Below are 23791 nucleotides of genomic sequence, written 5' to 3'. Positions count from 1 at the left end.
AATGAATGTCGCTTTATACGCAGTTCGATTATCAGATGATGTCGAGAGCAATTGCGTTGGCCGGAAAAGGAATTTATACCACAGCACCAAACCCAAATGTTGGATGTGTGATTGCCCGGGATGGGCAGATTGTCGGTGAAGGCTTTCATCTCCGGGCGGGTGAAGCTCATGCAGAAGTGAATGCACTCCGGATGGCTGGCGATAAAGCCAAAAATGCAACCGCCTATGTGACGTTGGAGCCCTGTTCCCATTACGGCCGGACACCGCCTTGTGCGGCTGGTTTAATTCAGGCGGGGGTCAAGAAAGTCATTTGTGCGATGCAGGATCCAAACCCTGAAGTTTCCGGACGTGGTATCCGGATGCTCCGGGAAGCCGGAATCGAAGTTTATAGTGGTCTTCTGGAACAGGATGCAGCCTCATTAAATCCTGCCTTTATCAAACGAATGACAACGGGTCTGCCTTGGGTGCAGTTAAAAATGGCTGCCAGTCTGGATGGGCAAACGGCACTTGCAAATGGCCAGAGTCAGTGGGTGACGTCACCACAGGCCAGAAGTGATGTTCAGCGCTATCGGGCGATGGCCGGGGCGATATTATCCACCAGTCAGACAGTGATAACGGATAACGCATCCTTAAACGTTCGGGCTGGTGAATTACCAGGGTCTGTTCAATATCTTTCTTCGTCTGTCAGGCAACCTCTCAGAGTCATTCTTGACCGGCATCATCGTTTACATTCGGAACTGAAATTATATCAGGCCGGTGGTCCAGTGCTGACTGTAGGGCATTCTGATTCGGATTTAAATGTCTCTCTGATGGATAGTGGGTTGTTAAATTTGACTCAGGTGATGGAAGATCTCGCTTCACAACACCAGGTTAATCATGTGTGGGTTGAAGCCGGCGCCTCTCTCGCTGGTTCATTGTTGAAATCCCGGCTGGTTGACGAGCTGATTCTTTACATTGCGCCTAAAATTATGGGGAGTGACGGGCAGGGATTGTTTGGTCATATGGGGTTTGAAAGGATGGAAGATATTCTGGAACTCGATATAAAAGCTGTGTCTGTTGTTGGTCCCGATATCCGGGTTACAGCAGTTCCCAAGTATAAAGGTTAATTTATGTTTACAGGTATCATAGAAGCGACAGGAACAATCAGAGCGCTGACTCCGAAAGGTGAAGATATCCGGATTGAAATTGATTCCGGCTTGCTGGATATGTCTGATGTTCAACCGGGAGATAGTATTGCAACTAATGGTGTTTGTCTGACAGTCGTTCATAAAACGGCTAATAGTTACCAGGCCGATTTATCCCTGGAGACATTAAATAAATCAGGCTTTGCCCGTGCTCAGGCTGGTGACCAGGTCAATTTAGAGAAAGCCATGCTGCCAACAACCCGGTTTGGCGGTCATATTGTTTCTGGTCATGTTGATGGTGTGGGAGAAGTCATTGAACGAAGTCATGCAGGCAGAGCGATTGAACTGTGGATAAAAATGCCGAAGGATATTACCCGGTATGTTGCAGAAAAAGGTTCTGTGACTGTTGACGGAATCAGCCTGACGGTGAATGAAATCAGAAAAGATTCATTCAGGCTTACAATCATTCCGCATACTGCTTCTGAGACAACAATTCAGTCTTTTGTGCCTGGCAGTGTTGTGAATCTGGAAGTTGATATTATGGCGAGATATCTGGAGCGGCTGATTGAATCAAAGAACCATGAAGCAGAAGAAAGCGTTCAGGCATCTTCCGTGACTTTAGAGTTTTTACAACAAAATGGTTTTGCTTAATCAGTAATTGTTTTATGTGGTTTTGAACCCGAACGACCAAGGATAATAATGATGACAATTAGTACTCCCCGGGAAATTATTGATGATATCCGTCAGGGTAAAATGGTTATTCTGATGGATGATGAAGATCGGGAGAATGAAGGTGATCTGATTATTGCCGCAGAGCATGTTACCCCGGAGATCATTAATTTTATGGCAACCCACGGCCGGGGATTAATTTGTCTGACATTGACAAGACATCGCTGTGAACGTTTAGGTTTGCCGCCAATGGTTCAGGATAACAGTGCTCAGTTTTCCACAAATTTTACCATTTCGATAGAAGCCGCTGAAGGTGTGACGACTGGTATATCTGCTGCTGATCGTGCCAGAACGGTTCAGGCTGCCGTTGCCAGCGATGCTAAGGCTGCTGATCTGGTTCAGCCCGGTCATATTTTTCCGTTGACTGCTCAGGATGGCGGGGTTTTAACCCGTGCCGGCCATACTGAAGCGGGTTGTGATCTCGCCCGGTTAGCCGGTTTAGAACCTGCCTCTGTCATTGTTGAAATTCTGAATGAAGACGGAACGATGGCCAGGCGCGGTGATTTAGAGGCGTTTTCCGCTAAACATGATATCAAATTAGGGACGATTGCTGCTCTAATTGAGTATCGCAATCATACTGAAACGACGATTGAACGCGTTGCCCGTTGCCGGTTGCCGACCCGTTATGGTGAATTTGAACTGGTGACTTACCGGGACGTGATTGATAACCAGATTCATTATGCATTGGTGAAAGAGAGCGATTCACAGCAGGTCCCTCTGGTCCGGGTCCATTTAATTGATACATTTACGGATGTATTACGCAGTGATCGGAATACGGATCGGAGCTGGAGTGTGGAAGCTGCGATGGAACGTATTGCTCAGGAAGGTGGTATTTTGGTGCTTCTGGGAAATGAAGAGTCAGCCGATTTAATTATGCATCGTGTCAAAATGTATGAATTACAGGATAAAGGTGAAGCACCTTCCATGGCGAAAAAGCAGGGGACATCAAGAAGAGTTGGTGTCGGATCGCAGATCTTAGCTGATCTGGGGATTCATGATATGAGATTGCTCTCCTCTGCCAGCAAAAAATATCATGCTTTAGGCGGCTTTGGGCTAAATGTGACCGAGTATATCTGTGAGTGACCATTTTGGCGCGAATCCTACCTGAGTAACTGGGCTTATTACCGGGAAATACTATTAGATATTGCTCACAAAATTGTGCTAGAATCCGTCGATTCTCACTGGTGGACAGAGTTGAAGGAAAGTTGATGAAAATGATCGAGGGGGGCTTCCCTGCACCTGATGCTAAGATAGCAATAGTCATTTCACGTTTTAATAGCTTCATTAATGAAAGTTTGCTTTCTGGAGCAATTGATACACTGAAACGTCACGGACAGGTTGCCGAAGACAATATCACGGTTGTACGTTGTCCGGGAGCGGTAGAGTTACCTCTGGTTGCTCAGCGTGTGGCAAAAACGGGAAAATTTGACGCAATAGTTTCTCTCGGTACAGTGATTCGTGGTGGTACACCTCACTTTGACTATGTTTGCAACGAGTGTAATAAAGGTCTGGCTCAGGTATCTCTGGAATATAGTCTTCCTGTCGCCTTTGGTGTGTTAACTGTTGATACCATTGACCAGGCTATTGAACGCGCAGGAACCAAGGCTGGTAATAAAGGTGCAGAGGCTGCATTAAGTGCGCTTGAAATGATTAATGTTCTTTCTGCTATTGATTCTTAATGGGGGCCCGAGTGAAACCAGCCGCACGTCGTAATGCACGTCAGTTTGCTTTGCAAGCTATTTATTCATGGCAAGTGACAAAAGAAAATGTCGCAACTATTGAAGCCCAGTTTCTTGCGGGTGATAAGTATGATGATGAAGAGCACCGTTCATCCGAGCCTTCACTTCAGTCACCCGAGACGGATGTTGATTATTTCAGAGATCTGTTAGTTGGTGTTGTGAACCACAATATGGAACTGGATTCGAAGCTTCGTCCTTATGTCTCCCGCCCTATGCAGGATCTGGATATGATGGAATTAGCTTTGCTTCGTTTATCCATGTACGAAATGACCCGTAGGGAAGATGTCCCTTATAAAGTGGTTATCAATGAAGCAATTGAACTGGCGAAGCGTTTTGCAGCAGAAGACAGCCACAAATTTATTAATGGTGTGCTTGATAAAGCTGCGCCACACGTTCGCAAAAGATAAAGTTTTGCGTATCAATGCGGTGCTTTTCTGAAGAGTATGGTATTGAACAATTGAGTAAATATTGTAGGTCAGCATTTGCTGACCTTTTTTATAGTTGGTCCAGACATTTAAATTTAGCCGGAATCGGGTATGCGTGGTGAATTTGATTTAATCCGGAAGTACTTTTATCAGCGGCAAAAAAACCGGGATGATGTTCATCTGGGACTGGGTGATGACTGCGCTATTGTGAAAGCGCCCCATGATGCCAGATTAGTGATTAGTACAGATACTTTGGTGGAAGGGACTCATTTCATCGCTGGTACCAATCCTGCCTGGATTGCTCATAAAGCGTTAGCTTCCAACCTGAGTGATTTGGCTGCAATGGGAGGCACACCCGCCTGGTGTTCGCTTGCACTAACGCTGCCGGAAGTTCATGAGCCGTGGTTACAATCATTCAGTGATGCTTTTTTTCGCCTTGCCGATGAATATGGTATTCAGCTGATTGGTGGTGATACCACCAAAGGTCCACTCAGCATTTCTATCACAGTACATGGTTTTGTGCCTGAAGAGATTGCGCTGACCCGCGCTGGTGCTGCTGTTGATGACTGGGTATATGTGACCGGCTATTTAGGTGACAGTAAAGCGGGTTTGGAGTTGATACTGTCTGAGCTGCCCAATTCAGAGCTCAATAAGAAAGTGCTGGAGAAAAGGCATTATTTATCTGAGCCTAAAGTACTTGCTGGTCAGGCGTTGTTAGGTGTTGCTTCATCAGCTATCGATATTTCTGATGGACTGATTTCTGATATCCGGCATATTCTTGAAGCTTCCGGTGTGGGTATAAGTATTGATGTCAGTCAGCTTCCCGTATCCGGAGAGCTATTAGAGTATCTGAATGATGATTTAGCGCTCACCCGGCAGTATGCATTGAGCAGCGGCGAAGAATATGAGCTCTGCTTTACAGTTCCTGAGACAAAAAAATATCTTCTCGAAGGCATATCTGCACAATCTGATACACGCTTTACCTGTATTGGACAGGTGAATTCTGTAAATCAAATTGTGCTGCATGATCAGGGGCAGCCTTTGTCCTGGACATTAAGTGGTTATGATCATTTTAAGGTGAATCAATGAGTAATCCGATTGCTTGTATCCGGTTGAAAAATCCCTGGCATTTGCTGGCAACTGGTTTTGGTAGTGGCCTTTCACCGGTCATTCCCGGAACGATGGGAACGCTTGCAGCGATTCCTTTTTATCTGGCGTTGAGCTATTTGTCACTGAGTTTGTATTTTTTCGTGATCGTTTGTTCATCACTTGTCGGATTGATAATTTGTCAAAAGACGGCAGATGATATGGGCGTTCACGATCATGGTGCGATTGTCTGGGACGAATTTGTTGGTTTCTGGATTACGATGGTGGCTGTTCAGTATTCAGGTGGCAGCAGCATAGGTGACTGGCACTGGATACTGGCTGGCTTCGTGTTATTTCGCTTTTTTGATATGGTGAAACCTTGGCCAATCAGCTGGCTGGACAGACATGTAAAAGGTGGCCTGGGAATCATGCTGGATGACATTGTTGCCGGGGTCATAGCAGGAATTTGCCTGTTCCTGCTTATGTTTTTTTACGCTTAACACGGTTAAGCGTTCTTTTGTCACCCGTGTCTGCCCGTTGTAAAAGTTTTCCGTTGTAAAGGTTTATTGCCGGAAGCTTATGTCAGCCCACCGGGCCAAGCCGGCAGTCACTGAACCGAAGTAATTGCCACTGACAATCTCTGTTTCTGGTAAGACACTTTTTATCGCTTCTCTCAGAATCGGGGATCTGGCCGATCCTCCGGTTACGTAGATAACATCAGGCTTGACACCGCTTTGTGTTAAAACCTCTTTAATCAGCCTTTTTATTTTATTGACGGGTTCTTCTATGGCTGTTGTGATTGCTTCCGGTGTCAGAGGAATGATCAGACTCTCATCTCCGATATTCAGTGTTGCTGAGTGGGTGTTTTTTCCGGCCAGTGCTATTTTGGCTTTTTCTGCTTCTCTGACAAGACCGTGTCCTAAAGTTTCCTGATGGACATGAATGAGACGGTTTAACTTTTCCGGGTGTTCCGCATTTTTATAGAGTTGTTTGATTTGTCTCAGGTTTTCTGCGGTATAAAATTGTCTTTGAGCCTCTACATCATTAATGGCAATACAGTTCCAGAATTGCGGTATAGGGACGGGTAAGCCGGAAAGTTGCTGAGAGCCAAATCCGAATTCTGGCATGAACTTTCTGAAAGTGATGAATATATCCAGGTCATTTCCCCCTGTGCGTCGGCCTGTATGTCCAAGCAGTGTATCTGAACGTTCAAACTTTCCGTGCCAGCGGGGGCCCATTTGAATCATTGAGCAGTCTGTTGTTCCTCCACCGATATCAACGACTAAGACATGCTTGTCAGTCGTCAACGTTGCTTCGAAATCCAGTCCGGCAGCGACAGGCTCAAACTGAAATTCAATCTGTTTGAATCCGGCTCTTGATGCAGCTTTACGCAAAATATTCAATGCCTGACGGTTTGACTCTTCACCTTTTCTGCCATGAAAGTTGACCGGTCTGCCAATGACGGTTTCTGTTATCTCTGTTTTCAGGTGGTTTTCAGCTTTCTGCTTTATATTTGCCATCATGGCGCAAACCAGATCTTCAAAAAAAGCCAGTTGTGTTTCTTTTAGTCCGATAATTCCCAGAAAGGATTTTGGTGATTTCACGTAATAAACATGTTTGGGATCGTCTAAATATAAGTCCAGCGCTTCCTGTCCGAAGAAAACTTCATCCGGATGTATTTCCAGTCCATCATCTTTATTGACACTGATTGCCCGCCGTAACAAATTTTCTCCGGCTATATCTGAAGGTGAAATGTTGAAACAGCGATAAATATACTCAGAGATATATTCCCGGCTGGGCGCACAAATTGTTGAGGGGATGTAGAGTTCGTCCTGCGTTAAAGGAATCGCGTGAACCTGATTATTAATGATTTGTGCAACAGAACAATTGGAGGTACCAAAGTCGAAACCAATAGCCATAGAATGGACTCCTCTGAAATGATGTTTGTGGGTAACGTGATGGGATGTAAGCCGATCATTTATGATGCAGTCAGGCTGTTTTGGCTCAGCCATGAATGCCATTCTGAAATTATGTTGCCTTACAGAAATGAACCGGGGGCGCGATTATAAGAGTGATTGTATATAAGTCAAGCAAATAAAAGAGATGTTGCTGGTTTCGGCGTTGAGACTATTGGGGAAAGGCGGATGATGGAACGGATGATTTCATATAACAGGCAGAGAAGGACATTTCCTGCCTGTTACGGTGCGGTACTACTTAAGTTTTTGCAAGTCCGCTTCAATTTCGGCGATCTTGTGTGCGACTACTTTTTCAAGATGATGGAGATCGGTCAGGATTTTTTCCTTTAAATCAATTTCTTGCGGCTTTGGTGGGTCAGTGATCTGATTTAACTCATCTAAGATCAGCGTTAAATTACGATTGATCTCAGTGACTTCTTTGTATTGGTGGCTCCCGCTGTCAACCAGTACATTTTTGACTTGTCTTGGGTATTTATATTTGACGCTTTTAGCGAAAAATTCGCCCTTTTGTTTATGAAAGTAAATTTTCAGTACATCTTTTAAGGCTTCCTGCCGGATTGTATAGCGCTCAATTTCCGTTGGTTCATGAATTCCTAAACTTTTAAGATGGGGATACATAGGCTGGCTACCTCTTTATCTGCGCATAAACTGTAAAACACTCTATCAATCTATTTTACAATGAGGTAGCCCGTAACTTTTACTTTCCCTGAAGTTGTGGGCTGGATCGCTATTCATTCAGTCTTTTAACTGGGGAGAAGTGTTTTCACACTTTCAATCAGCGCCTTCTTCAGTTCGTCCTGTTCTTCATCAGTCAGCTTTCCGTGTTGTTTTCCGGTGATAATGAATAAGTCTTCCGCTCTTTCTCCAATCGTTGTAATTTTGGCCCCGTGAATATCAAACCCTAATTCTGCAAACGTTGCACCGACTGTGGCAAGCAGTCCGGGTGTGTCCAGAGCCACGAATTCCAGTAAACTTTTTTTCTTACTTTTAGTGGGTAAAAAGTCTATCTGAGTGTTTACGGTAAAGTGTTTTAAATTACTGGGGGTTCGACGGGTTTTATCCAGTGCCGGTGTTCCCAGCTCTATCGCGGACTGAAGGTTTTTAATGATTGTACTGTGGCGTTCCTGATCTATGGGGTCGCCATTTTGATCAAGCACGATAAATGTATCCAGAACGAAACCATCTTTGCTGGCCATAATCTGAGCGTCGTGGACGGTTAACCCTCTGCGATCCAGCTCTGCGACAATTGCAGCAAATAAGGCGTGTTGATCCCGGGTATAAACGAATATCTCCGTACCGCCTCTTGTTGCCTGTTCACTGACAAGTATCAGCGTATCATCCTGTGACTGATGATTCAGGATGGAGGTACTGTGCCAGGCAATCTGTTTGTGTGTATGACGCAGGAAGTAATCTGCTTTGAAACGTTGCCACAAGGTATCAATTTGCTGGGTAACAAAGCCTTCTTTTCTTAATAAAGCCGATGCCAGTTGTTGGTTATGTCGAATCCGGTTTCTGACATCGACCGGGTTTTCAAGCCCACGGCGTAATGCTCTCTGAGTTGAGTAAAACAGCTCTGCCAATAGTGTCCGTTTCCAGCTATTCCATAACTCGGGATTTGTTGCACAGATGTCAGCGACGGTCAGACAAACCAGATATTCCAGATATTCTTCTTCGCGAACTGTTTTAGCAAATTCAATAATGACATCGGGATCATAGATATCCCGTCTCTGTGCTGTCACAGACATTAACAGGTGGTTTTTGACCAGCCATGAAACCAGTTTTGCTTCCGGTTTGGACAGCCCGTGTTCAATACAAAAATCATAAGCTTCAACCGCACCTATTTCTGAATGATCGCCACCTCTGCCTTTGCCGATGTCGTGGAATATTGCAGCCAGAATCAGAAGCTCTTTTTTGGGCAGGCGCGGGAAGACTTCACAGCAAATCGGGTGGCGCTGATAGTTATTTGGATCATCAAAAATGTGAATGTATTTCAACAAGCGAATGCTGTGTTCGTCGACGGTGTAGACGTGGAATAAATCAAACTGCATTTGCCCGACAATATGACTCCATTGCGGCAAATAGGCCGCCAGGACCCCATGGCGGTGCATCAGGCTGAATGCTTTGTGCAATGCATTGGGATGTCTTGCCAGTTGCATGAATTGCTCACGGGCCTCAGGAATACAGTGTAAGAACTGATTGAGCCTGCGACGTGCCGATCTCAGCTGTCTCATTGTGTCCGGCGCAACACCTTCAATTGAAGAGTTATTTGCAATATGGATGAACATTTCAATAATTGAAGCGGGATATTGTTGAAACAGCTGCTTTTTCCGGACTTCAATTAAGTTTGAAGTGACTTGAAAATCATCATTGATAATATGCGGGGTGGTATCTTTTTCATCTCCCAGTATGACCTGATCGAATAATTTCAGGAGCATTTTGTTCAGTTCTGCCACCCGGCGCAATGTCCGGTAGAACTCCTTCATCATCATTTCTACCGGTTGGTTATTCTCGCCATAAAATCCGAGGTTATCTGCGACCTGAGCCTGATGGGCAAATGTCAGCCGGTTGTCATAGCGTTTCAGCTCCAGATGTAAGGCAAACCGGACCCGCCATAAAAAGTTCTGACACTCAACAATTTCCCTGTATTCTGCATCCGTCAGGAAGTCATTCCTGCTCATTTCAAGTAATGATGTGGCACCGAAATGACGACGTGCTATCCAGCTCAGAGTATGAATGTCTCTTAACCCGCCCGGAGTTGATTTGATATCCGGCTCGAGGTTATAAGTCGTATCATGATAGCGGGCATGTCGCGCTTTCTGTTCCTGTATCTTTGCTTTGTAGAAGGACTCACTGGGCCAGAATGACTCGGAATGGATCTGTAGCTTTAAACGATAGAATGTATCTTCACATCCGCTGATGAGCCGGGCTTCCTGTAAATTGGTTGCGACGGTTAAATCCTGTCTGCCGATATCAGCACACTCTTCAATAGTTCTGACCGCATGTCCGACTTCCAGCTTCAAATCCCATAGCAGGGTAATAAATTCACTGACTTTAGTCTGAATATCCGCAGGAAAACTGTCTTTAGACAGGATCAGAATATCGATATCAGATAAAGGGTGTAGCTCCTTTCTGCCGTATCCTCCGACAGCAACCAGACACAAATGCTTTATTTGATTAAACCCGTAGTGATGCCATAAACGCTGGAGCAGCTGATCCATAAACTCAGCACGACCAAATACCAAATCAGTAATTGCATGACGGTTTAAGAACAGCTCTTTTTGATAACTCCCAAAATTATCGAGCTGTTCTTTCAGGGATTGAATATTGATTTGTTCATCTGTTAATTGAAGAGGAGATTGATGATACATAATTATGCGTCCATGCACTTCATTGGGTGAATTGACCGTTGTTTCCGGCTAAGACAGGCGTAATCACTTATCTTTGTCGGATAATTTTACATATTGTTCATTAAACGGGGAATTGATTCATCACTTCTCAAAGTTAAAACCTCACAGCCGGTCTCCGTAACCAGTATAGTATGTTCCCACTGAGCGGAATTCTTACCATCGGCGGTATAGACGGTCCAGTTATCTTCTTCATCCAGACGGCAACCAAATTTTCCGGCATTAATCATCGGTTCAATTGTGAAAGTCATGCCTGCCTGGAGTACTGTTTTGTCACTGTTTTTATAGTGAACGACCTGAGGTTCTTCATGAAACCCCGTACCAATACCATGACCACAATAGTCTTTCACAATAGAAAACTTCATCCGGGGATTGTGTTTGTTATTGGTTTTTATGTACTTATCTATCGCAGTGCCTATTTCTCCGAGACGGACACCTGGTTTGACGTGTTTCATTGCCAGATAAAGACTTTCCTGAGCTACAAGACATAAACGTTTATTGGCCGGGGAAACATCACCGACTAAAAACATTCTTGAAGTGTCACCGTGATAGCCATCTTTAATCACGGTGATATCTATATTCAGAATATCACCATCTTTGAGTACTGCCGGGCGGATATACTGGCCAAACTGACCATCTTCCGTCGCAGGGATACCATGACAAACGATATGATTAATGGATGTGCAAATTGATTTTGGATAACCATGGTAATTGAGTGGCGCAGGAATCGTTCCCTGTGTTTCTGTCATATATTGATGACAGATTTGGTCGAGCTCTTCTGTTGTGACGCCAGGCTTTACATAAGGCTGGATCATCTCAAGTACATCGGCTGCAAGTTTGCCTGCAATCCGCATTTTTTCTATTTCTTCCGCATTTTTGATGTTGACAGACATTGATAATCTCTACTGGTTTAATGTGCACCTTTTGTGCTGATTGCAGTATTTTAACAGTCGAAGAGTAGAGCGCAAGAAACCAGTCTGAATAATAATTATTATTACTGAGAGGTGACACTGGCTGCTGGCGCAAATTTTTCTGGCTTCTGAACCGGGTTATATGATATAAAGCGCGCCGGAATGTAGGTAAACATTTTCTGTTTTTCTGCTGTTCCTTAACCACTAATTTAAATCACACACATTTCGTCACGTCTTCCGGGGTGCTTCCGTGCTGGTCACGAAGTCGGAAATACGGGGAATGTGGAGGCCTAACCCCATAGAGGATTAATAAATGGCAACTGTATCAATGCGCGATATGCTGAAAGCTGGTGTTCACTTTGGTCACCAGACTCGTTACTGGAACCCAAAAATGAAGCCTTTCATTTTTGGTGCTCGTAACCGTGTTCACATCATTAACCTGGAAAAAACTGTACCAATGTTCAACGAAGCATTGGCTGAGTTAGGTAAAATCGGTGAGAAGAAAGGTAAAGTTCTTTTTGTAGGAACAAAGCGCGCTGCATCTGAAGCTGTAAAAGAAGCTGCTATTGCAAGCAACCAGTACTATGTTAATAACCGCTGGTTAGGTGGTATGTTAACAAACTGGAAAACTGTTCGTCAGTCAATCAAGCGTCTGAAGGATCTTGAGACTCAGTCAACAGATGGTACTTTTGAAAAGCTGACCAAAAAAGAAGCGCTGATGCGTACTCGTGAAATGGAAAAGCTTGAAAAGTCTCTTGGCGGTATCAAGGACATGGGTGGTCTGCCTGACGCTCTGTTTATCATTGATGCTGATCATGAGCACATTGCAGTGAAAGAAGCGAACAATCTGGGAATTCCGGTATTTTCTGTTGTTGATACGAATTCTAACCCAGACGGTGTTGACTACGTTATCCCAGGTAACGATGATGCGATCCGTGCTGTTCAGCTTTACCTGAATGCTGCTGCTGAAGCGATCACTGAAGGTCGTAACAAAGATGTTGCTGTGGTTGCTGAGAAAGACGGTTTCGTAGAAGCTGAATAATTACGGCTCTTAGTCACACTTAGTTCGATGCGCAACAGTAGTGAAACATCGACTAGGTTATAGTTAGTATTAGGGGCCGTCTGAAGGCCCCTAATTTTTAGCATATCCAGAAAGAATCGAGGAATAGAGAATGGCTGTAACTGCTGCTCTGGTAAAAGAACTGCGTGAACGTACTGGCGCAGGTATGATGGAATGTAAGAAAGCGCTTGTCGAAACAGACGGCGATGTTGAACTTGCAATCGAAAATATGCGTAAAAGCGGTGCTGCAAAAGCTGCGAAGAAAGCAGGTAATGTTGCTGCCGAAGGGACTATTTTAATCAAAGAAGGTAACGGTGTTGCTGTTCTTCTTGAAGTGAACTGTCAAACAGACTTTGTTGCAAAAGATGCTAACTTTGTCGCGTTTGCTAATGACGTTGCTGATGCTGCATTGTCATCTAAAGCTGCAGTTGAAGCACTTCAGGAACAATTTGAAGAAACACGTGTTGCTCTTGTTGCTAAAATCGGTGAAAACGTCACAATCCGCCGGGTACAGTATATCGAAGGTGCTGCACTGGCTTCTTATCGCCATGGTGAGAAAATCGGTGTTGTAGTTGCTGGTGAAGGTGACGCTGAAACACTGAAGCATATTGCAATGCATGTTGCTGCTTCACGTCCGGATTACCTGACGCCTGATGATGTACCTGCTGAAGTTGTAGAAAAAGAAAAAGCAGTTCAGGTTGAGATTGCGATGAACGAAGGCAAACCTGCTGAAATTGCAGAAAAAATGGTTGTCGGTCGTATGAAGAAATTTACTGGTGAAATTTCTTTGACTGGCCAGGCTTTCGTCATGGAACCAAAGAAATCTGTTGGTGACATTCTGAAAGAAAAAGGTACTAAAGTAACTGGTTTTGTTCGTCTTGAAGTCGGTGAAGGCATCGAAAAAGAAGACGGCTTAAGCTTTGCTGAAGAAGTTGCAATGGCACAAAAAGGTTAATTTTTGTGTAAGCACTGAATAAGAGAAAGACCGTGGCAGTTGCTGCGGTCTTTTCGTGATAACAATCAGAATTTAGCGTGATGAATTAAGATTTTACATATGAAGTCTGAATTCATGACGGTTAATGAATAATTCTCTTGGGAAGGAATACACCATGACAACAAACCCTAAACCCGCGTATCAGCGTATTTTGTTAAAACTTAGTGGCGAAGCGTTACAAGGTGAAGAAGGTTTTGGTATTGACCCTGCTGTACTTGATCGCATGGCTCAGGAAGTCAAAGAGTTAGTTGAGCTGGGTGTTCAGGTTGGCGTCGTAATTGGTGGCGGAAACTTATTCCGTGGCGCCGGACTGGCTAAAGCCGGTATGAACCGTGTTGTTGGTGACCATATGGGCATGTTGGCAACGGTCATGAATGGCCTGGCTATGCGTGATGCACTTCACCGTGCTTATGTGAATGCAAGAGTGATGTCAGCAATTCCCCTGAATGGTGTTTGTGATGATTACAACTGGGCGAACGCGATTAGTCAACTACGACAGGGGCGGGTTGTTATCTTTTCCGCGGGGACCGGAAATCCGTTTTTTACGACCGACTCAGCAGCTTGTTTACGCGGAATTGAAATTGAAGCTGATGTAGTTCTCAAAGCGACAAAAGTTGATGGTGTTTACAGTGCCGATCCGGTGGCAAACCCTGAGGCGGAGTTGTATGATAAGCTGAATTATGACGATGTGCTTGAAAAAGAATTGAAAGTGATGGACTTAGCCGCTTTTACTCTGGCAAGAGATCATATGATGCCTATCCGTGTCTTTAATATGAATAAGCCTGGAGCTTTACGTCGGGTTGTCATGGGTGAGGCTGAAGGTACACTTATTTGCAACACTCAGTTGTAATTAACAAGTGAAATGAGAATTAAGGTGATATTGTGATCAATGAAATCAAAAAAGACGCTCAGGACCGCATGGATAAGAGTGTTGAAGCATTAAAGAATAATTTATCTAAAGTTCGCACCGGACGAGCTCATCCCAGCCTGTTAGCAAGTATTTCAGTTGAATATTACGGCGCCATGACACCGTTAAATCAGGTTGCGAATGTCGTTGCTGAAGATGCAAGAACGCTGGCGATTACTGTATTTGATAAAGAGCTGACACCTAAAGTTGAAAAAGCCATTATGTCATCAGATCTGGGCCTTAATCCAATGTCTGCGGGAACGGTTATCCGTGTTCCTCTTCCTCCGCTAACTGAAGAGCGCCGGAAAGATCTTGTGAAAATTGTTCGGGGAGAAGCTGAAGGCGGTCGTGTTGCTGTCCGTAACATTCGTCGTGATGCAAATAACGAATTTAAATCATTATTAAAAGATAAAGAAATTTCTGAAGATGAAGAGCACAAGGCTCAGGAAGATGTTCAGAAGTTGACTGATGCTGCGGTCAAAAGAATTGACGAAGTGCTTGCATCAAAAGAAAAAGAACTCATGGATGTTTAAGTATAATCACTAAATATTCAAAAAAACAGAAAAGGCGCTTTGTGAACGCATGGCGCCTTTATTCTGATATTTGCAAATAAAAGTAATTTCTTATGCAGAATTCTCAACTTTCACCTGATTTATTACCTCAGCATGTTGCGGTAATCATGGATGGCAATGGTCGCTGGGCAAAAGCTCAGGGAAAACCAAGAGTATTTGGCCACCAAAATGGTGTTAAAGCTGTTCGGAAAACGATAGCCACTGCCGCCCGCCTGGGTGTCAGAGCGGTTACTTTGTTTGCTTTCAGTAGTGAAAACTGGCGCCGCCCTGAAGAAGAAGTCGGCGTTCTTATGGATCTCTTTGTTTATGTGCTTTCCACTGAAGTCAAGAAATTACATAAAAACAATCTCAAGTTAAGAGTGATTGGAGATACTTCCCGGTTCACCTCTAAGTTACAAAATAAAATCGCTGATGCCGAACGTTTAACTGCTGACAATTCGGGGATGGTTGTTAATATTGCAGCCAATTATGGGGGGCGATGGGATATTACACAAGCAGTGAAATCCATTGCTCAACAAGTTCACTCCGGTGACCTGGCTGTTTCTGAAATCAGTGAAAAAACAATGTCTCAATTTATGTCTATGGCTGATTTGCCTGAAGTTGATTTATTGATCCGGACGAGCGGAGAGTGCCGAATCAGTAATTTTATGTTGTGGCAGCTTGCTTATGCAGAATTGTACTTTACCCCGGTTTTCTGGCCCGATTTCAGTGAAGAGCATTTTATTGAAGCTGTGACCTGGTTTGTCAACCGGGAAAGACGTTTTGGATGTACAGGTGAACAAATAAAAGCATTCATGGAAAAATAGCAAAAGGTTTTTAGTTTGAAGCAAAGAGTCATTACAGCCTTGATTTTGGCCCCTTTAGTGGTTTTAGGTATCTTTCAGCTACCTCTGACCCCTTTTATTATTGCGCTTTCATTCGTTACTTTATTAGGTTTTTGGGAGTGGACTCAATTTATTGATTCAAAATTTTGTTTCTCTTCATTAATCCCGCCTGTGATTATTGGTAGCTTGGGTTTATACGTCATCACGCCACAACTCTCTATGACTCATGATTTGAGCCTTTTGTGCGCTCTGGTCTTATGGATTGGCTCAGGATGGTGGATAGCCGCCAGTTATCTTGCTATGACGTATCCGGCTTCTGGCAAATATTGGTCCGAATCAAAACTTTTGAAACATCTGTTTGGGTTGTTAACTTTGCTGCCATTTTTCTGGAGTGTGGTATTGCTCAGGACTGAGAATATGGCCCGGGATTCTGCATATGGTGCAAAGTTAGTATTGTTTGTCTGTCTGATTGTCTGGATTGCTGATAGTGGCGCCTATTTTGCCGGGCGTTTTCTGGGTAAACACAAAATGGCACCTAATGTGAGCCCGAATAAGACGATTGAAGGTTTAGTGGGTGGTGTTGTTGCTGCTGTTGTTGCCGCATTTTTTCTATCCGGCTGGTTTGATATTCACTTTTCAGGGACAGGCACCATGTTTGTCATTATCCTGTGTACCGTTATTATTTCGGTGTTAGGTGATTTAGTCGAAAGTATGTTTAAACGAGCATCTGGTATTAAAGACAGTAGTCACCTGATTCCTGGTCACGGGGGCGTTTTGGATCGCATCGATAGCTTGACCGCTGCATTTCCGGTTTTTGCTTTATTATATTTTCATTTGTAGTGATGTGTCTGATTTTGAGCCATGCTATGTCTTAATTTATTTGAAATGGTTTTCCTATGCGTAAGTTAACGATTTTAGGGGCAACGGGATCGATTGGAGCAAGTACACTGAATGTTGTGTCACAGAATCCTGATCTTTTCTCTGTCGTGGCATTAGTTGCTGGTACAAATGTGACGAAAATGGTGCAGTTATGCCAGAAATATCATCCTGAATATGCCGTGATGGCTTCCGAATCAGCCGCAAAAGATCTTGCCGGGACATTGTCTGATTTAGGAAGTAAAACGGAAGTTATGTTTGGACCGCAAGCCATGTGTGATGTTGCAAAACATGCAGATGTGGATGTTGTGATGTCGGCTATTGTCGGTGCCGCCGGGTTGTTACCAACAATGGCTGCAATCCGGTCCGGAAAGCGGGTGTTACTGGCGAATAAAGAAGCATTGGTGATGTCAGGTCAGTTATTCATGGATGCGGTTGCTGAATATGGTGCTGAATTACTTCCCGTGGACAGTGAACACAATGCTATTTTTCAATGTTTACCTGAAGATATTCAAAAGTCTTTAGGTTTTTGTGATTTAGATAAATATGGTATTTCGCATATCTTGCTAACCGGTTCTGGCGGGCCGTTTCGTAATACATCTATAGATCTTCTTCCAAATGTTACCCCGGAACAGGCGATTTCCCATCCTAACTGGTCGATGGGTCCTAAGATATCTGTTGATTCAGCAACTATGATGAATAAAGGGCTTGAATACATTGAAGCAAAATGGTTGTTTAATACATCCAGAGAGCAGCTTAAAGTTTTGATTCATCCTCAGTCTGTTATTCATTCGATGGTGCAATACAGAGATGGTTCAGTGCTGGCACAAATGGGGGAACCGAATATGGCAACACCGATTGCATGTGCAATGGCTTATCCTGACAGAATTGAGTCAGGCGTATCTCCTTTGGATTTTTTCAGTTTGGGCGATTTAAGCTTTACACAGGTTGACGAACAGCGTTACCCCTGTTTAAAGCTGGCAATTGATGCTTGCTATGAAGGACAACATGCAACAACTTCATTAAACGCAGCCAATGAAGTCGCAGTTGAAGCGTTTCTGAATAAACAAATCCGGTTTACTGAAATTGCAGCTGTTAACGAGCTCGTATTGTCAAAGACATGCGCTTTCGGAGCAATAACTTCAGTCACAGACGTAGAAAGTTTGTTAGAGCTTGATAAAATAGCCCGGCAATGGGCAAATAAAATAGTGAAAGAGCGTCAATGATGACTGGTATCCTGTGGAACTTTATTTCGTTCGTAATAGCTTTGGGCATTTTGGTTGCTGTTCATGAGTTTGGTCACTTCTGGGTTGCCCGGCGTTGTGGGGTAAAAGTTGAAAAATTTTCCATCGGCTTTGGTAAGTCGATTTGGTCACGTATTGCGAAAGACGGGACAGAGTATAGCTTTGCCATTATCCCGTTAGGCGGTTACGTAAAAATGCTTGATGGCAGGGTGGAAGACGTTCCTGAGAACCAAAAGCATCTTGCCTTTGATCAGCAATCATTATGGAAAAGGTTTGCGATTGTTGCTGCCGGGCCGGTATTTAATTTCCTGTTTGCCATTGTGGCCTACTGGTGTGTCTTTATGATTGGCGTTCCATCGGTGAAACCAGTCATCGGTGAAGTTTATCCTGATTCAATTGTTGCTCAGGCTGGTATGCTCCCCGGTATGGAAATTCAGGCGGTTTCCGGTGTGAAGACCGGAGACTGGGAATCTGTGAATATGGCGTTGGTCTCGCATATTGGTGATTCTCAAATGACAATGACGGTCAGTTCCCCTGATTCTGTTAATCACGAAATTTTAAATATAAATCTCAATAAGTGGAACTTTGATCCGGAAAAAGAGTCTGCAATGAAGGCGTTGGGTTTTAAACCGTACTCGCCGGAAGTGTTGATGACATTAACGCATATCATGAAAGATGGCGCTGCAGAAGAAGCTGGTTTGCTCGCGGGGGATAAAATTCTTCGCATCAATGATATTGATGTATCTTCGTGGGATCAGGTTGTCGATTTGGTTCAGAGCCATGCTGGTTCTTCACTTGCTTTGACTGTTTTAAGAAACGGGCAGGAGAAAGAATTAACACTGACCCCGGCTCAGCGAGAGCTGAGAGATGGAAAAACGATAGGTTTTGCCGGTATGTCTCCGCAGGTTGCTGAATGGCCTGAGCATTACCGTTATCAGTTACAATATGGTCCTTTTGAATCGATTGGTAAAGCTGCCCACAAAACTGTGCAGGTGATAGGTCTGACAATCACGATGCTGAAAAAGCTGATTGTGGGAGATGTCGGTTTGAATAATCTGAGTGGTCCTATTTCTATCGCAAAAGGTGCAGGAACCACGGCTGAGTATGGCTTAGTATATTTTTTAGGATTTCTGGCATTAATTAGTGTTAACTTAGGGATTATTAACTTAGTTCCGCTACCCATGTTGGATGGGGGACATTTAATGTTTTTTGCGATTGAGGCTGTAACTAAAAACCCTGTGCCGGAAAAAGTTCAGGAAATTGGTTATCGCGTTGGTGGCATAATTATTTTTTCACTTATGGCTGTGGCATTATTTAATGATTTTACCCGCCTCTAATGAATCAGCTTTAAGCTTAAGTTGTACAAGGGAATAATTCGAATAACGATGACGATGAAAAAGTTTATTTTGGCTACGATGCTTGTCAGTGGCTTTCCGGCGTACAGTGCGGAAAGTTTTGTTGTCAAAAACATTCAAGTTGAGGGGTTACAGCGTGTAACGCTCGGTGCCGCGTTATTAAAAATGCCAGTCCGTGTTGGTGATACGGTCGATTCTCAGGATATTGCTGATTTAGTGAAAGCACTGTATTCATCCGGAAATTTTGAGAACATTGACGTATTTCGTGATGGAAATGTTCTGCAGGTTAAAGTGAAAGAGAGACCAACGATTTCCAGCGTTTCTTTTTCCGGCAATAAGGCGATTAAAGATGAGCAGCTGACAGAAAATCTGGATGCATCATCGATTCGTGTTGGGGAAGCTTTGGACAGAACAAGGCTTCGTAACATAGAGAAAGGACTTGAAGATTTCTACTACAGTGTTGGTAAGTACAATGCGAAAGTTAAAGCTGTTGTCACACCACTTCCCCGTAATCGTGCCGATTTAAAGTTTGTCTTTACTGAAGGCGTTTCGGCAAAGATTCAGCAAATTAACTTTATCGGGAATAAGGTTTTTGATGACAAAGAACTGTTATCCCGTTTTGATTTAAATGCTGATGTTTCATGGTGGAATTTTCTTTCCAGTGATAAGTATCAAAAACAAGTACTTGCCGGAGATTTAGAGACTCTCAAGTCATTTTATTATGATCACGGCTATCTGAAATTTAAGGTTGAGTCAGCTCAGGTCTCGATTTCTCCTGATAAAAAAGGTGTATACATTACTCTCACTTTGAATGAGGGGAAACCATATCGGGTTAAAGGCGTCAGATTCCGTGGTGATTTAGTCGGGGAAGAGAACAAGTTTAAACTTCTGGTTCCTTTCGATAGCGGTGATATCTATCAGGGCTCCGCAGCCACCGCACTGGAAACCGGCATTAAGAAAGTTTTGGGTGAGTCTGGTTATGCTTATCCGCAGGTGAGAACCATCCCTGAATTTGATGATGAAAATCAGGAAGTTTCCCTGATCGTGAATGTCGATCCCGGCAACAGAATCTATGTCCGCCATATTAATTTCACTGGTAATACTGTTACCAAAGATGAAGTGTTACGGCGTGAAATGCGGCAAATGGAAGGGAGCTGGCTGAATTCAAAGTCCATCGAAACCGGAAAATCCCGCCTGAACAGACTTGGTTTTTTTGAAACGGTGGATGTAAAAACAGTTCGGGTGCCAGGCAGCGAAGATCAGGTTGATATTGTTTACAACGTGAAAGAAGCAAATTCCGGAAGCGTGAATTTTGGTATTGGTTACGGGACTGAATCCGGGGTTAGCTTTCAGGTCGGGCTACAACAGGAAAACTTCCTGGGAAGCGGAAATAGTGTCGGTATTTCAGCGACAATGAATGATTACCAGAAAAACGTGACCTTCAGTTATAACGACCCTTACTGGAATCTGGATGGTGTCAGTTTGGGGGGGAAGATCTTCTATAATGAATTTGAAGCTTCTGAAGCCGGAATTGTCGACTATACAAACGAAAGTTATGGTATCAATCTGACCTGGGGATTCCCTCATGATGAGCTGAATCGTTTTGCCTTTGGTATCGGTTATACGCATAACCAAATTGGCAATTTATCCCCTTATCTGCAAATTGAGAACTTTCTCTTATCTCAAGGGGTGAATGCAAATACGTCATCCAAAGTTGGTTTTGTGACGGGTGATTTTGATATTAATTTGTCCTGGATTCGTAATAACCTGAATAAAGGATATTTCCCTACAGCAGGTAACTACCAGCGGGCAACTTATAAAATAACCACTCCGGGCTCGGATACTCAGTTTTTTAAACTTCAGTATAATGTGAGACATTACATTCCTTTAGCCGAAGATCAGGATTTCACCTTGTTATTCCGCGGGCGTCTGGGTTATGGAAACGGCTACGGTAAGACCGATGGGAATGAAAATCTCTATCCATTTTATGAGAACTTCTATGCTGGTGGTTTTTCAACGCTGAGAGGCTTTGGGGCAAATACTGCCGGGCCAAGAGCGGTATTTAACAGTTACGCAGATTCTAACAACGGGACACTGACTGCGACAAATGAGTCCGCAGGCGGGAATGCGATTGCGCAAGGCAGCCTGGAGCTGATTGTACCTACGCCATTTGTTTCTGATGAAACCCGAAGTCAGATACGGACCAGTATCTTCTATGATATGGCCAGTGTCTGGGATACTGAGTTTGATTACAGTAAACGTAGTGCTGATTATGGTCGGGAATATTATTATGATTACTCCGATCCTCTGAAATATCGTTCATCCGCAGGTGTTGCATTACAGTGGATGTCTCCGATGGGACCTTTGGTCTTTGCTTTAGCAAAACCAATTAAAAAATATACCGGTGATGATGAGGAATTCTTCTCATTCACTATTGGTAAGACATTCTAGTTTTATACATGAGGAAATATATTGTGAAGAATCTGATTAAAGCGCTTAGTGTTGGTTTTGTTGTCTTCAGTATGGCATTTATGAGTACGGCAGCAGAAGCAGCTCAAAAAATCGCTTATATCAATACAGCAAAAGTTTTTCAGTCTCTTCCTCAGCGCGAAGTTGTACTACAAAAATTGAAGCATGAATTCAAAGATAAAGCCGATGAACTGGAAAGTATTAAGAAAGAAGCTAAAGGTAAAATCGATAAACTGAAAAGAGATAGTGCACTGATGAGCTCTGATGATGTAGAGAAGCTCCGGATTGAGATCAGTCAGCTTGATAGTAAGTACAAGATTAAGGCGCAGGCTTTAGATAAAGATTCAGCTAAGCGTGAAACTCAGGAAAAACGTAAACTGTTTAGTATTATTCAGGATGCGGTCGCGAAAGTAGCTAAAAAAGATGGCTATGATATGGTGATTGATATTCAGATGTTGCAGTACGGAAAACCTGAGTTTGATATTTCAGATAAAGTTATCAAAGCGTTGAAATAGATTATGGTCAAGAAGATTACTTTAGGTGAACTTGCAGAAATTACAGGTGGAGAACTGTCTGGTGACAGCGGGTTAACGGTATCTTTTGTGGCGCCTATGGATCGGGCTAAAGAAGGTGATGTGACATTTTTGTCTAACCCTAAATATGCGAAACATTTAGATGAGTGCCAGGCGACTGTGGTGATGGTGAAGTCTTCTCAACGGGATTTATGCCCGGGAAATGTTTTAGTGGTTGATGACCCATATGTAGCTTTTGCTAAAGTTGCTCAGGCATTAGATACCACACCACCTCCTGCAGAAACGATTGCACCTTCTGCTGTGATTGCCCCGGATGTGTCATTCGGTGAAAATGTATCTGTTGGTGCAAATAGTGTGATTGAGTCTGGTGTTGTACTGGGAGATAACGTTTCTGTTGGTGCGGGGTGTTTTGTCGGGAAGAATGCTTCGATCGGCAAAGGAACCAAACTCTGGGCCAATGTCAGTGTTTATCATGATGTCATCATTGGTGAGAGCTGCCTGGTACAGGCAAATACTGTGATAGGTTCTGATGGTTTCGGATATGCGAACGAGCGTGGAGAATGGATAAAAATACCTCAGCTTGGCACTGTCCGGATCGGCAATCGTGTTGAAATCGGTGCCTGTACTTCCATTGATCGGGGAGCTCTGGATGATACTGTGATTGAGGATAACGTGATCCTCGATAACCAGATGCAAATAGCTCACAATGTTCATATCGGCTATGGCACAGCGATGGCCGGAGGCACAATTGTTGCGGGTAGTACAAAAATTGGTAAGTACTGTATTATCGGTGGTGCTGTGGTGATTAACGGACATATTGAGATTGCAGACGGTGTCACAATTACCGGGATGGGAATGGTGATGAGAAGTTTGCCGGAAAAAGGTGTTTATTCATCGGGCATACCTCTGCAACCGAATAAAGAATGGCGCAAGACGGCCGCCAGAGTTCACCGGATTGATGATATGCATAAGCGTTTGAAAGCTGTGGAAGATCAGTTAAAACAAAAATCTGAGTGAAATTTCAACATTATTTAAAAAGGCTCGCGAACTGCGGGCCTTTTTTGTTTATAATGCCGGACTAATTTATGTTGATGAATAGGAATATGACTTTGACTACTGAAAAGAAAACGATGGATATTGTTGAGATTCGATCACTTCTCCCTCATCGCTACCCATTTTTGCTTATTGATCGTGTGACAGACTATGAAGAAGGGAAATATTTGATCGGTCTGAAAAATGTGTCGGTGAATGAGCCTCAGTTTACTGGTCATTTCCCTCAGCTTCCTGTTTTCCCTGGTGTCATGATTCTTGAAGCAATGGCTCAGGCTACCGGCCTGTTGGCATTTAAGACTTTTGGTGCACCGAAAGAGAATGAGCTATATTATTTTGCAAGTATTGATAATGCAAAATTCAGAAAGCCTGTAGGTCCTGGTGACCAATTGTTCGTTGAGGTGGAATTTCTGAAAGAACGCAGAGGTATCGCACTTTTCAACGGCGTGGCAAAAGTTGATGGTGAAGTCGTTTGTTCGGCTGAACTTAAATGTGCTCGCAGAGAATTCTAAT

23 protein-coding genes are annotated in these 23791 nt (G+C 43.6%); 19 read left to right on the top strand and 4 right to left on the bottom strand.

Annotated elements, in window-relative coordinates; genetic code table 11:
* Nucleotides 1-5: 5 nt before the first annotated feature.
* The 7 genes from ribD to pgpA all read left to right on the top strand — a co-directional run bounded on the left by ribD (nucleotide 6) and on the right by pgpA (nucleotide 5603).
* Nucleotides 6-1106, top strand: a complete 1101-nt coding sequence (gene ribD, locus OC443_RS15430; protein ID WP_073585932.1) for a bifunctional diaminohydroxyphosphoribosylaminopyrimidine deaminase/5-amino-6-(5-phosphoribosylamino)uracil reductase RibD — start codon at nucleotides 6-8, stop codon at nucleotides 1104-1106.
* A 3-nt stretch (nucleotides 1107-1109) separates the two neighbouring features.
* Complete coding sequence (locus OC443_RS15425) at nucleotides 1110-1775, top strand: riboflavin synthase (protein WP_073585933.1); 666 nt, start codon at nucleotides 1110-1112, stop codon at nucleotides 1773-1775.
* Nucleotides 1776-1826: 51 nt separating this feature from the next.
* A complete protein-coding gene (gene ribBA, locus OC443_RS15420; protein WP_073585934.1) occupies nucleotides 1827-2936 on the top strand; it encodes a bifunctional 3,4-dihydroxy-2-butanone-4-phosphate synthase/GTP cyclohydrolase II in 1110 nt (369 codons plus the stop codon).
* A gap of 125 nt (nucleotides 2937-3061) precedes the next feature.
* Entirely contained in the window at nucleotides 3062-3532 is a 471-nt protein-coding gene (gene ribH, locus OC443_RS15415) for a 6,7-dimethyl-8-ribityllumazine synthase (RefSeq protein ID WP_073585935.1), read from the top strand.
* Entirely contained in the window at nucleotides 3532-3999 is a 468-nt protein-coding gene (gene nusB / locus OC443_RS15410) for a transcription antitermination factor NusB (protein ID WP_073585936.1), read from the top strand. The genes ribH and nusB overlap by 1 nt, the downstream gene beginning before the upstream one ends.
* 129 nt (nucleotides 4000-4128) lie before the next feature.
* Complete coding sequence (gene thiL / locus OC443_RS15405) at nucleotides 4129-5106, top strand: thiamine-phosphate kinase (protein WP_073585937.1); 978 nt, start codon at nucleotides 4129-4131, stop codon at nucleotides 5104-5106.
* The gene (gene pgpA, locus OC443_RS15400) at nucleotides 5103-5603 is read left to right on the top strand and encodes a phosphatidylglycerophosphatase A (RefSeq protein ID WP_073585938.1); all 501 of its coding nucleotides are present in this window, start codon (nucleotides 5103-5105) and stop codon (nucleotides 5601-5603) included. Before thiL ends, pgpA begins: the two co-directional genes overlap by 4 nt.
* A gap of 63 nt (nucleotides 5604-5666) precedes the next feature.
* Here the strand turns inward: pgpA and yegD are convergent, their stop codons facing one another.
* The 4 genes from yegD to map all read right to left on the bottom strand — a co-directional run bounded on the left by yegD (nucleotide 5667) and on the right by map (nucleotide 11376).
* Nucleotides 5667-7022 carry a molecular chaperone gene (gene yegD / locus OC443_RS15395; protein WP_073585939.1) on the bottom strand — a complete coding sequence of 452 codons (1356 nt, stop codon included), beginning with the start codon at nucleotides 7020-7022 and terminating at the stop codon, nucleotides 5667-5669.
* 291 nt (nucleotides 7023-7313) lie between these two features.
* A complete protein-coding gene (locus OC443_RS15390; RefSeq protein ID WP_073585940.1) occupies nucleotides 7314-7697 on the bottom strand; it encodes a DUF3461 family protein in 384 nt (127 codons plus the stop codon).
* Between the two features lie 125 nt (nucleotides 7698-7822).
* A complete protein-coding gene (glnD, locus tag OC443_RS15385; protein ID WP_262021686.1) occupies nucleotides 7823-10447 on the bottom strand; it encodes a bifunctional uridylyltransferase/uridylyl-removing protein GlnD in 2625 nt (874 codons plus the stop codon).
* Nucleotides 10448-10533: 86 nt separating this feature from the next.
* Nucleotides 10534-11376: a type I methionyl aminopeptidase gene (gene map / locus OC443_RS15380; RefSeq protein ID WP_073586030.1), complete on the bottom strand. Its 843-nt coding sequence runs from the start codon at nucleotides 11374-11376 to the stop codon at nucleotides 10534-10536.
* A 331-nt stretch (nucleotides 11377-11707) separates the two neighbouring features.
* Here map and rpsB point away from each other — a divergent pair, with 331 nt between their 5' ends.
* The 12 genes from rpsB to fabZ all read left to right on the top strand — a co-directional run bounded on the left by rpsB (nucleotide 11708) and on the right by fabZ (nucleotide 23790).
* Nucleotides 11708-12436 carry a 30S ribosomal protein S2 gene (gene rpsB, locus OC443_RS15375; protein ID WP_073586029.1) on the top strand — a complete coding sequence of 243 codons (729 nt, stop codon included), beginning with the start codon at nucleotides 11708-11710 and terminating at the stop codon, nucleotides 12434-12436.
* A 130-nt stretch (nucleotides 12437-12566) separates the two neighbouring features.
* Entirely contained in the window at nucleotides 12567-13409 is an 843-nt protein-coding gene (gene tsf / locus OC443_RS15370; RefSeq protein WP_073586028.1) for a translation elongation factor Ts, read from the top strand.
* A 154-nt stretch (nucleotides 13410-13563) separates the two neighbouring features.
* Complete coding sequence (gene pyrH / locus OC443_RS15365) at nucleotides 13564-14298, top strand: UMP kinase (protein ID WP_073586027.1); 735 nt, start codon at nucleotides 13564-13566, stop codon at nucleotides 14296-14298.
* Nucleotides 14299-14330: 32 nt separating this feature from the next.
* Nucleotides 14331-14888, top strand: coding sequence for a ribosome recycling factor (gene frr, locus OC443_RS15360; RefSeq protein ID WP_073586026.1), 558 nt, complete (start codon nucleotides 14331-14333; stop codon nucleotides 14886-14888).
* Nucleotides 14889-14980: 92 nt separating this feature from the next.
* The gene (locus tag OC443_RS15355; protein WP_073586025.1) at nucleotides 14981-15733 is read left to right on the top strand and encodes an isoprenyl transferase; all 753 of its coding nucleotides are present in this window, start codon (nucleotides 14981-14983) and stop codon (nucleotides 15731-15733) included.
* A 15-nt stretch (nucleotides 15734-15748) separates the two neighbouring features.
* Nucleotides 15749-16591: a phosphatidate cytidylyltransferase gene (locus OC443_RS15350; protein WP_073586024.1), complete on the top strand. Its 843-nt coding sequence runs from the start codon at nucleotides 15749-15751 to the stop codon at nucleotides 16589-16591.
* A 56-nt stretch (nucleotides 16592-16647) separates the two neighbouring features.
* Nucleotides 16648-17853: a 1-deoxy-D-xylulose-5-phosphate reductoisomerase gene (gene ispC / locus OC443_RS15345; protein ID WP_073586023.1), complete on the top strand. Its 1206-nt coding sequence runs from the start codon at nucleotides 16648-16650 to the stop codon at nucleotides 17851-17853.
* Complete coding sequence (gene rseP / locus OC443_RS15340) at nucleotides 17853-19208, top strand: sigma E protease regulator RseP (RefSeq protein WP_073586033.1); 1356 nt, start codon at nucleotides 17853-17855, stop codon at nucleotides 19206-19208. Before ispC ends, rseP begins: the two co-directional genes overlap by 1 nt.
* 48 nt (nucleotides 19209-19256) lie before the next feature.
* Nucleotides 19257-21677 (top strand): outer membrane protein assembly factor BamA, encoded by a 2421-nt coding sequence (gene bamA / locus OC443_RS15335; RefSeq protein ID WP_073586022.1) that lies wholly within the window; start codon nucleotides 19257-19259, stop codon nucleotides 21675-21677.
* Nucleotides 21678-21700: 23 nt separating this feature from the next.
* Complete coding sequence (locus OC443_RS15330) at nucleotides 21701-22210, top strand: OmpH family outer membrane protein (protein ID WP_073586021.1); 510 nt, start codon at nucleotides 21701-21703, stop codon at nucleotides 22208-22210.
* A 3-nt stretch (nucleotides 22211-22213) separates the two neighbouring features.
* A complete protein-coding gene (gene lpxD / locus OC443_RS15325; RefSeq protein ID WP_073586020.1) occupies nucleotides 22214-23245 on the top strand; it encodes a UDP-3-O-(3-hydroxymyristoyl)glucosamine N-acyltransferase in 1032 nt (343 codons plus the stop codon).
* A 113-nt stretch (nucleotides 23246-23358) separates the two neighbouring features.
* Nucleotides 23359-23790, top strand: coding sequence for a 3-hydroxyacyl-ACP dehydratase FabZ (gene fabZ / locus OC443_RS15320; protein WP_175561510.1), 432 nt, complete (start codon nucleotides 23359-23361; stop codon nucleotides 23788-23790).
* Nucleotide 23791 lies beyond the last annotated feature (1 nt).

This window comes from Vibrio quintilis, assembly GCF_024529975.1.
Taxonomy (GTDB): Bacteria; Pseudomonadota; Gammaproteobacteria; order Enterobacterales; family Vibrionaceae; genus Vibrio; species Vibrio quintilis.
This window is presented reverse-complemented; position numbering and strand designations above follow the sequence as displayed.